This is a genomic window from Trichocoleus sp. FACHB-6, from assembly GCF_014695815.1.
Classification (GTDB): Bacteria; Cyanobacteriota; Cyanobacteriia; order Cyanobacteriales; family FACHB-T130; genus Funiculus; species Funiculus sociatus.
The window spans coordinates 1-9,638 of the sequence record NZ_JACJOY010000082.1 but is presented as its reverse complement, the minus strand read 5'-3'; the positions used below and the strand labels follow the sequence as shown (position 1 = coordinate 9,638).

9 protein-coding genes and 4 pseudogenes are annotated in these 9,638 nt (G+C 45.3%); 7 read left to right on the top strand and 6 right to left on the bottom strand.

What is annotated here, in order from left to right:
- Positions 1 to 814: 814 nt before the first annotated feature.
- From H6F66_RS15975 to H6F66_RS15965, 3 genes are all read left to right on the top strand, one after another.
- Complete coding sequence (locus H6F66_RS15975) at positions 815 to 2,104, top strand: glycosyltransferase (protein ID WP_190423049.1); 1,290 nt, start codon at positions 815 to 817, stop codon at positions 2,102 to 2,104.
- Positions 2,105 to 2,210: 106 nt separating this feature from the next.
- Entirely contained in the window at positions 2,211 to 3,515 is a 1,305-nt protein-coding gene (locus tag H6F66_RS15970; protein ID WP_190423047.1) for a glycosyltransferase, read from the top strand.
- A 506-nt stretch (positions 3,516 to 4,021) separates the two neighbouring features.
- Complete coding sequence (locus H6F66_RS15965) at positions 4,022 to 4,429, top strand: hypothetical protein (protein WP_190423045.1); 408 nt, start codon at positions 4,022 to 4,024, stop codon at positions 4,427 to 4,429.
- On the opposite strand, the gene H6F66_RS27765 is transcribed toward H6F66_RS15965, so the two are convergent.
- The 3 genes from H6F66_RS27765 to H6F66_RS15950 all read right to left on the bottom strand — a co-directional run bounded on the left by H6F66_RS27765 (position 4,426) and on the right by H6F66_RS15950 (position 5,413).
- On the bottom strand, positions 4,426 to 4,608 hold the full coding sequence (locus H6F66_RS27765) for a hypothetical protein (protein ID WP_199295301.1): 183 nt from the start codon (positions 4,606 to 4,608) through the stop codon (positions 4,426 to 4,428). The genes H6F66_RS15965 and H6F66_RS27765 overlap by 4 nt on opposite strands.
- A 480-nt stretch (positions 4,609 to 5,088) precedes the next feature.
- Positions 5,089 to 5,259: a hypothetical protein gene (locus H6F66_RS15955; protein ID WP_190423043.1), complete on the bottom strand. Its 171-nt coding sequence runs from the start codon at positions 5,257 to 5,259 to the stop codon at positions 5,089 to 5,091.
- Positions 5,260 to 5,275: 16 nt separating this feature from the next.
- The gene (locus H6F66_RS15950) at positions 5,276 to 5,413 is read right to left on the bottom strand and encodes a hypothetical protein (RefSeq protein WP_190423041.1); all 138 of its coding nucleotides are present in this window, start codon (positions 5,411 to 5,413) and stop codon (positions 5,276 to 5,278) included.
- 79 nt (positions 5,414 to 5,492) lie between these two features.
- Here H6F66_RS15950 and H6F66_RS15945 point away from each other — a divergent pair, with 79 nt between their 5' ends.
- The gene (locus H6F66_RS15945) at positions 5,493 to 6,047 is read left to right on the top strand and encodes a site-specific integrase (RefSeq protein WP_190423039.1); all 555 of its coding nucleotides are present in this window, start codon (positions 5,493 to 5,495) and stop codon (positions 6,045 to 6,047) included.
- Positions 6,048 to 6,531: 484 nt separating this feature from the next.
- On the opposite strand, the pseudogene H6F66_RS15940 reads toward H6F66_RS15945, so the two are convergent.
- Together H6F66_RS15940 and H6F66_RS15935 are read right to left on the bottom strand one after the other, a co-directional pair.
- Positions 6,532 to 6,999 (bottom strand): annotated as a pseudogene (locus H6F66_RS15940) (IS630 family transposase); the annotation flags it as partial.
- A complete protein-coding gene (locus H6F66_RS15935) occupies positions 6,954 to 7,343 on the bottom strand; it encodes a helix-turn-helix domain-containing protein (protein WP_190423027.1) in 390 nt (129 codons plus the stop codon). The pseudogene H6F66_RS15940 and the gene H6F66_RS15935, both read right to left, overlap by 46 nt.
- A 138-nt stretch (positions 7,344 to 7,481) precedes the next feature.
- Between H6F66_RS15935 and H6F66_RS29380 the strand changes: the two are divergent.
- Positions 7,482 to 7,683 (top strand): annotated as a pseudogene (locus H6F66_RS29380) (DDE transposase); the annotation flags it as partial.
- A gap of 221 nt (positions 7,684 to 7,904) precedes the next feature.
- Here H6F66_RS29380 and H6F66_RS15930 read toward each other — a convergent pair.
- Positions 7,905 to 8,249, bottom strand: a complete 345-nt coding sequence (locus H6F66_RS15930; RefSeq protein WP_190423025.1) for a hypothetical protein — start codon at positions 8,247 to 8,249, stop codon at positions 7,905 to 7,907.
- A 221-nt stretch (positions 8,250 to 8,470) separates the two neighbouring features.
- Between H6F66_RS15930 and H6F66_RS15925 the strand changes: the two are divergent.
- Together H6F66_RS15925 and H6F66_RS28430 are read left to right on the top strand one after the other, a co-directional pair.
- Positions 8,471 to 9,278 (top strand): annotated as a pseudogene (locus tag H6F66_RS15925) (IS5 family transposase).
- Between the two features lie 244 nt (positions 9,279 to 9,522).
- A pseudogene (locus tag H6F66_RS28430) lies at positions 9,523 to 9,638 on the top strand (IS5/IS1182 family transposase); the annotation flags it as partial.

Below are 9,638 nucleotides of genomic sequence, written 5' to 3'. Positions count from 1 at the left end.
CTGAGACACTGTCTACAGTTTTTGTCTTCAGCCAGTACAACGCTTGAACTTTTTCTTTTTGTTCCGCCTTCTCAACTTTCAATAAGAGAGCTTTTAAAGTTTCTTCTGTTTCGACTATTTCAATTTTTGTAACTCCTGGCATTTGGAGCTCTTCCTCCCAAAATCTTCTGTCTAAGTGTAGCAAAGTTTAAGGAAATTGATATAACCCCCATTACAAAACCTCCAGAGGCGATCGCTAACGAAGAGGCAGTTCACTTCACTGCTCCTACTCTTCCACCAGACTATCAGAAGCAACCTTCTAATCCTCCCAGCAACCAAAGCCGAAGCGTCAAATCATTTGTTGCTGAATGGTCTGCTAGGGTCGTTACCATAAGGAGAACTGTATAAGTTGATTTTGCTTACATTTAATTACATCCAAGCACCTTTAATCTAGGAGAAAATTAGGAAGTGACTTACGTAATAAAAGAAGGCGATACTTTATCGAAAATTGCTCATGTGTAATATGGTATGGTAATGAAAATGAATCGGGAACGATAGCTGATGACCCAACAAACACAAACCAATATGGTGAGGGATGGTATCAGAATTCGCATTACCTGGAATTGTTACTAAATATACCTAATTAATCTATTCTTAATTTTTAATTCAAACATTCTTAACTAAATTTTACTGTGAGGGATTTATTTAAGCCATAGCCTCAGTTATCCTTCAATCATACTTTGATACGTTTTGAAATTGGTATTAGCAAACCCTCTGACAGAAGATGATTCAAAGCCTACAGATCAACTCCTGCTAGTTTACTAGGGAAAATCTCATGACTCACTTTGGTATTATCTGTCCGGCGGAAACTGGCCATCTCAACACGATGCTCCCCTTAGGTTGCGAACTACAACAACGTGGTCATCGCGTTACTCTTTTCGGATTACTCGACGCTCAACTCCAGACAGTAGCAGCAGGATTGGATTTCTGGGCACTTGGAGAGGCAGAATTTCCAGCAGGAGCATTATCCCAAGCCTTTGCCCAACTAGGGGAACTCAGCGGGTTAGCTGCCCTGCGATATACTATCAGTCTGCTGAAGCAGGGGGCGGCTGTAATCCTCCGAGATGCCCCGCAAGCCATCAAAGAAGCTAATGTAGAAGCACTGCTAGTAGACCAATCTTCACCAGAGGCAGGGACTGTTGCAGACTTCCTAGAGATTCCCTTCATTACCGTGTGCAGTGCTGTGGTGCTAAATCGAGAGGAAACTGTTCCCCCCTTTAACACCCCTTGGAGTTACAATCCCGCCTGGTGGGCACGTCTGCGAAATCGCATGGCTTACTCTTTGCTCAGTCGCATCACGAAACCCATCCGAGAGTTGATAAATGACTATCGCAAAGAATGGAAGTTACCTCTGCACTCTCATCCCAATCAACTCTATTCCCAACTGGCTCAGCTCAGTCAACAGCCGGCTGAATTTGAATTTCCTCGTACTACATTGCCCAAATACTTCCATTTCACCGGGCCTTACCACAACTCAACGGGACGGAAGTCTGTGCCTTTCCCCTATGAGAAATTAACAGGGCAACCGTTGATTTACGCTTCGATGGGAACCTTACAAAATCGTCAGCAGGAGATTTTCCAGCGAATTGCTGAGGCGTGTGTAGGGTTGGATGCTCAGTTGGTGATTTCTCTGGGTGGTTCAGGTAGTCCGGAATCTCTACCAGAATTGCCTGGTTCGCCTCTAGTTGTCAGTTATGCACCTCAACTAGAACTACTCAAAAAAGCAGCACTCACCATTACTCATGCAGGAATGAATACCACTCTGGAATCCCTCACTAATGGAGTACCGATGGTGGCGATTCCGATTGCCAATGACCAACCTGGAATTGCAGCACGTATAGCTTGGACAGGAGCAGGAGAAGTTGTGCCCCGAGCGGGATTGACTGTTTCCAAGCTTCGAGGTGCCATACAACGGGCACTGACTGAAGATTCTTACAAAAACAATGCATCCAGATTACAAGATGCGATCGCTCGCGCTGGTGGAGTCAGTCGAGCCGCCGACATAGTAGAACAGGCGATATCTACAGGAAAGCCAGTCTTGGCTCAAACACAGCAAAAGAACTAACAAAAAAAGACATTATTCGGGAATTTATTCGTCTTTGCACTCGGCAGAAGGAGGAAAACTCCTTTTCTTTTACCCACTTTAATGAATTAGATGGGAATGAATGAAGATGAAAAAACATGTAATGTTTGTTTCGCTTCCTCTACGTGGTCATGCTAATCAAATGATTGCTCTGGCCCAAGAGTTGGTTGCAAGGGGCTACCAAGTCAGTTTTGTTATTTCTGAGGAGGCTAGGGCATGGATAGCTAATACTGGCGTTCATTTTATCCCTTGGGAACCCCGAATAGAAACAACTAATGAAAAATTTTCTGATACAACCAAGTCTGTGTGGCAAAGAGTTTGCCAAGAGCCGAAAATCTGGCGTGGTGAAAGGATGATGTTGAATGGGCTAATCGCTCTATATGTTCCGATGTACAAAACGCTGACACCTATTTTTCAGCAGCACCGCCCGGATCTTTTGGTGATTGATCGCGCCGTTATTCCTGCGATGGACTTAGCACAGCAGATGAACCTGACGTACATTATTCAATCTCGATTTTTAGGTAATTTTGTACCGACCAGTTCTAAGTATCCTCGCTTCGGTACATCCTATTCCCTAAATATGAATTTATGGCAACGTTGTCTAAATTTCTTCAGACCCTATTGGCTGTTGCCGCAGTTTTTACCAACCTTGAAAAAGCTCAATCAAGTTCGTCGTCAATGTCTTGAGCGTAAAAAATTAGACGACCCTTTTAGCCAGCGTCCCATGATAGTAGGCACAGCTTTTGGTATTGAGATTCCACGTCCGCTACCTCCCCATGTGCAAATGGTCGGGCCAATTTTTCCAAAAAATGTCGAGCCTCTTAGCCCTTCTTTAAGTAAATGGTTGGAAGAAGGTGAAGAAAGTACAGGAGTGGTGTATATCGCTTTTGGTACTCTTGCTACTCTCGAACCCTGGCAGGCTAAAGCATTAGTGGAGGGACTTACTGACACTGGATTCCGGGTACTGTGGTCATTACCCAAGAACCAACAGCATATTCTTCCTTCACTACCATCCTCCTTCCGCATCGAACAGTTTGTTCCCCAACAAGCGATTCTCTCTCATTCATCTGTTCGTGCCTTTGTTAGTCATTGTGGTATGAACAGCATTAACGAAGCACTGTATTGGGAGAAACCTATACTGGCTTTGCCTTTTTTTGGAGATCAACACTACAATTCAGCGCGTATTGTGGACTTAGGGGTTGCTTTAAAGCTAAACAAGAACCATTTTGATAGTGCTGAGGTGCGCCGCAAAATAGACACCCTACTGAGTATCCCAAGTTATAAGGATGCTACACGTCAGATGTCAGCCCTACTTAAAAACACTGGAGGGTTGGACAAAGCTGCCGATATTGTGGAAACTACACTAGCTGGAGGAATCAGACATATAAGTTAAGTAATACCAATTTTATGTGAAGCTGCATAGAATACTTCCTTTTCCAGTAAGCGCTTCAAGTGTACAGTGACTTTTTAATTGTCGTGGAGACATATTAGTGTCGTTAAAGCAGCAAAGCTAGACTTAGCTGCTTTTGGGCTTGGAGCCAGGGCACGCAATCCTTTGGAGCTGTTCCACATGAATAATGTTCTCGAAAAATCTCAAAGCGTAAACTCGTTACCAGGCAATCCATCAAGCAATTGTGAATGGCTGGATTCAGTAGTTTAATGACACGATTAAGCCGCCGCTGATAACATCGATGAGTGTTCTCTCTCAAGATTTAGGCAGGTGCATTGAAAAAGCATTTGCTAAAAGCCAGTATGTATCCGACCTTTATCCCAGTCCCCCACTCTCCCCCTCAAGCCTCAACTTACCGTTGAAATGCGTAAATCCTGTCTCTACAACAATTTTGCAACGAGCGCGTCCGAGTCAGTTAACTATTTCTAAGTACCAAAACGAGGCTGAAAATGACTCAAAAACAACGACTTCCTATTGAATTAGCTAAATTCTTTCGCGCTCGACTTCAAGCTATTACCTATAGATCAGTTTTCATTCCAGAGATGTTGGAATTTGGAAAAATTTATCGTTTCAGTGATGATGACGACATGAATAGTATTAGCTTTACGATCGTCTCCGCACCCACTCCCTATTTAGACTATTTCCAACCCTATGAAGAACACCGGGCACATGCTCGAATTAGCTTTCATGGAAGGATTTCGGCAACTGGAGAAGAGTTGGAACTAGAAAACTATCAAGGAGAATGGGGAAGGCCGTTTTATGACGGGGATTCCGCTCGGACAGCACGGGAACAAGAAGAGATCGGGCTGCATAATCAATCAGTTAATGCAATCTTAAGGAAGAAGGGATTGGCTTAACGTGCGATGGACTGCCAAGGAGGAAGCTGTTTGATCGCGATTTGGGAAAAGTCGATTTCCTCAAATAATATTTCATAGATAGCGTTAGGGACTGCTAGCGCTTGCGCGATCAAACTAACATAAGGAAATTGCGATCGCGATATTGCCAAGCGCCCCATGATTAGGGAGAGTACTGTCAAGTTGCATATGAATAATGTTCTCAAAAAGCTCAAAGTGAAAACTCGTTACCAGGCACTCGCTCACTTATTGCAAAAAAATACCCTGGCTGCGAGAGCCAAGGTACAAACAGCATCGAAAATTAATTGCAGTCGTATCACTGCATTCACTCCACATTTTGGGGGTCACAGCTAGTTACGCTCAGTCTTCTCAAAAATTCAAGTACAGCAAATTGCGGCGATCGCATTTAAGGCAGCGGTTCAGGAGTCCTGCTCAATCAACCCAGAACGGTCGATTGGAGTAGAGAGAGAACTTTCGGGAAAGTCGGAATATATGACTTTCCCGGCTCTAACCTACTTTTGCGATCCCACCTGCGGCTTTTCCATGAGGTCTATTGTTTCAAAGGCATAAGTCACCCCGCAGATCGCACCCTGCAAGCTTTGCTTCTACCTTGCGGCGTTGCTCTTGAAGCGAGTGCTACCGCCACCTTCACCGCCGCGGGGTCAGTCTCGAAGAGATATTGCCTGATCGCACTCGCGCACAACTTCCGCTTCCTTTGTGCCATCCGCTTCGGCAATGCCCCTAATTTTCTCCTGCCACTCCACCCACCGGGAACCCTCGCGTAAAACATGGGTGATTCTGCCACCTGTGCCGACTCTGCTATCACTTACCAATCAAAGGTAGCCGATTTTACTTGATGACGGTGATAACAGCGCAGGCATAAGCAAAAATCATCGATTGCGCCCGAAACCCTGATTCTCTCGTGAGGCGGATGGAGCGGGATTGATAAGCTCGGTTGAATCCGGCAATCGGAACTCTTTCAAACAACGCTAGAGCTATACTTTTAGATACCTATTCAACGAAACTCTTATTTCGTGTAGTCTAGCTGTATTAACAAAGCGAAGCCATGAAAGTTAGGGGCAACGGGCAAGGAAAAATTCTCACATCTGATGAATTGAGGCGGTTGTTCACCGATGGATTAAATTCGCCACGCGATCGCGCTCTATTTGCCATCTGTCTTTTTACTGGATGTCGCGTATCGGAAGCACTGGCGCTCCAAACTACGGACATTAAAAGTGGAACGTTGACTTTCAGGAAGTCTACCACGAAGGGAAAACTAAAAACCCGCGTTGTGGACATTCAACCTGCACTAGCGGCAATACTGGCAGAGTACCAGCTCGCTCAACCAGGGGTGTTGTTTCCATCTGGAATCAGGGGAAAGGAACACTTGACTCGGTTTATGGCTGACAAGATTTTGAAGGATGCTTGTCGCCGGATTGGAGTAGAGGGGGTCAGTACCCACAGCTTTAGGCGAACTGCTCTGACTCAAATGCACAATGCTGGGATACCGCTGCGACACATTCAGGAGATATCCGGACACAATGACCTGGGTACTTTGCAGCGGTATCTAGAAGTATCGCCAGAGCAGAAGCGTAAGGCGGTATCGATGATTGGTTGGTAAAGTTACCAGCTCGCGCCCACCACCGCATTTCTACATAGCACAAACGGCAGCGCTACTAAAAACCATCTCTAATACTGCTGTGGTGGGGACGCGCTCATTGGGAGTAGCTTGGAAACAGGGCCTTTTTGCGGTAAAGCACTAAAAACCTGCTGGGTAAACATTCTAGCCTGAAAGATTGCAATTACTACCGCATAAAATCAGATGTTTGGGGTAATAAATAGATTTTTTGGGATTGCTTCTGGAACCCACAGTTACTGGCCGCCGTTACGGGTCGCTCTCTAGGATATGGACTTTGAGTCGAATACCCAAAAACCCCTGGAATCTTTCAAGTCCGGGTAGTGGTATATAGCGGTTCTCATATGAGAGGAATACACTCTGAGGTATCAGGAGCAACGTAGTAACAGCAATGAGTGAACCAACCAATCATGTCTTTAATTGTGACTCAATTGAATGCTTCTGTAATGACTTGGTCAAGTGCTTCATAGGTACGAGCCGCTTTGGAACGTAAAAACTCCTTCACTTTCGGCCAACCGTTTTCAATTGGATTGAAGTCGGGTGAATAAGGTGGTAAATACACCAGTCTTGCTCCAACCGCTTCGATAGCTTCTCGGATCCCCGCAACCTTATGGGAACTGAAGTTATCCATGACCACGCAAGCTCCCTGCCTGAGGTTTGGAACCAAAACTTTGGTGACGTAGGTTTGAAACGCCAGCGAGTCAGTTCCTCCTAGAAAGGTCAAGGAGGCTACGAATCCTTGCCATGAAACTGCACCAATCATCGTGAGATTCTTGCCTCGCCCATCTGGACGGTCTCCATAAGCACGAGTCCCCCGTAATGAGCGGGCATAACGCCGACTCATTGCCAGGTTCACACCGGCCTCATCGATAAACACCAAATCGGTTAATTTCACCTCGCCCAGCGTGTGCCAATACTCAACTCGTAGGCGTTGCACTCGTTGAGTGTCTCGTTCACTGGCATGGAATGACTTTTTTTTCGCGTCAGCAGGAGTTTTTGGGTAATGCGTCCCATCGTCGCTCGACTGACCCGTACCCCACTGTGTTGCTCCAGTCGTTCACATAACTCCACTAAGATGGCATCGTTATCCTCTTCTAGCAACCTCACTACCAGCGCTACTTGCTCGTCATTGAGTTTGGCAGTGGCTCCTCCTCCATGCTTTTTAGGGGCAATCCCACCCTCTTGACGGTAGCGCTTGAGCAAGTCTTGGATAAAGCTCAAATTCACGCTAAATCGTTTCGCGGCGTTGGCGTTGGGATCCTTCTTTTCGGTTGTAGGCATCAATCACTTTTTGGCGTAGGTCAAGCGAGTAAGCTTTCATGATTAGCGATTGTCTGGTAGGCTGGGCTACTCCGTTACTGTATGCCATCCAACTGAGAAACGCTATATGCTCGCGATGAGGATGGAGACGGTTTCTGTGAAGTCTATGTTAATACAATCGAAGGATGAGAGGTCGCTCTTGCGTTCCTGGTTGCGCCCGCATCGGGGTATCTCTCAAGAAAAGCTGCCGTTGTACTTAGGCTTTTTTGAGTTCGTTCACAATACTAAAAAGCGAGGGCTTTGCCTTACTAATTGCTTTGTTGGAGAACCTACTTGCTTAACTCCCCGGAATCCCTATTGAGCCAAAATCAACGCCTCCAAAGGCAGTATCGACCAAAATCATCACCTGATAGCGTTTGGTCAGAGCTTTAGGCAAGCCTTTTACTAGTTTTAACCCTAATAAAGCAGGTGAAGGGGTATCTTTACCTTTCCAAACCCGAAACCTTCAGGGGACTCTCCACCACCCGACAACCAAATACAGCACTACCAGATGTAACCCACGTTTGCTGTTGTAAACCGAGATTAAATGCTCAAAGGCTTTGAATTTGCCGCATTTTTTCCAGGGTTGTCAGGTCGATGATGACTTGTAACATCGACCTGACAACCCTGAGGGCAATGAGACAAAATTTTCTTGAGTACATAGTTGCGAGTGATGTAAATTAGCTTTCGGGTTGACCAGGAATAAATATTGAGAAAGCGACTTAAAGCACTGGCCGGCTTAGTTTTACTGTGTTCTGGTAAAGGATGACCTTGAGCCTCTAGGAACAATCCCAATATTGCTTCTAGATTGTCTCGTTGGTACTGGGAAGGCATCAACGTCAGCAAGGTGTAGACTAATTGCTGGGCGTAGGCAAGAACTGTTTCCATTTTTCTTGCTTTTTAATATGCTTTTCACGCCCTTTTTTTTCATATTTTTGGTTGCCAACGCAAATCCAAGACAATTCCTATATTTAGTGCTCGCCTAATGTCTTAACTAAGTAATATCGCTATTAACGAAATAATATTATTTACTCTTAACTGCTGAGAATACGTCTGGTTTTGGCGTGATTTTCTTACACTAATGATTCCCGCCTTAGGCGTTTATCCGGATTGGTGCAAGATATGAGTCTGGTAAGTCTTATCCAAGCGACCTGTGTGATGCTGAGTGGGAAATCTTAGTACCTCTAATTCCACCAGACTTAGCTGGTGGAATTAGAGGTACTACTGAGATGCGAGAAGTTTGTAATGCCATCTACTACCACTTGAAAACCGGATGTCAATGGGATATGTTGCCACGAGATTTTCCCCCAAGCTCAACCGTTTACAGCTACTACCGCAGATGGCAAAAACATGGGATCTGGGAGCAGATGAATCACACTTTACGTGACCAAGTTCGCCAAAAACTAGGCAGAGCCACTCAACCCACCGCCATCGCTGCGGATAGCCAGTCAGTAAAAACGACGGAAAAAAGGGGGATGTGTATGGTTTTGATGGCGGCAAAAAGGTAAAAGGCAGAAAGCGGCAGACACTTGTCGATAGTCTAGGACTATTACTTAAAGTGATAGTCAGTGAAGGAAATGCAGGGGAAAGAGTACTGGCTGCTTATGCCTTGATGGAACTGTGGGAACAACATCCAGAGATCTGAGAAGAAGTTGAGATTATCTGAGTTGATGCAGGTATGACGGTAACAAGTTTGCCCTAGCTGTGTGGCTGATGATTCAAGCTCGTGTTGAAGTAATGCATCGTACACAACTCATGATTGAAGTTTTGCCCAAGCGTTGGGTAGTTGAGCGAACTTTTGCATGGTTTAACCACTATTATCGTCTCAGTAAGGATTAGGAACGGCTTCCAGAAATGAGCGAAGCCGCTATCTATGCTGTTATGACTCGGATTATGTTGCGTCGTCTCGTTGCCTAAAGATTTACTTGATCAATGGTCTCTCAGTGGCGAATTAGTTTTACGCCGTGAACGAGTAGAGTTTACGCCTAATCCCATGAGACAGCCCTGAAATGTGAATAAAAGCTCTGCTTATTAGCGTACTACTTAACATATTTCATGCTCAAATTAGACGCACTCAACTTAGAGGATGTCTGAGAAGCCAGGAAAGCTCTCAAAACGATAACCTGTCAATAGCAAATTATCAGACAGCATTTTGAGAGCCATGACATCATCGTATCCGAGTAACTTGACCCAAGAACAATGGGAACTGTTATCCAGTTTGATTCCCAAAGCTAAACCGGGAGGTCGTCCGCGCACCGTAGATATGCAAGCAGTGGT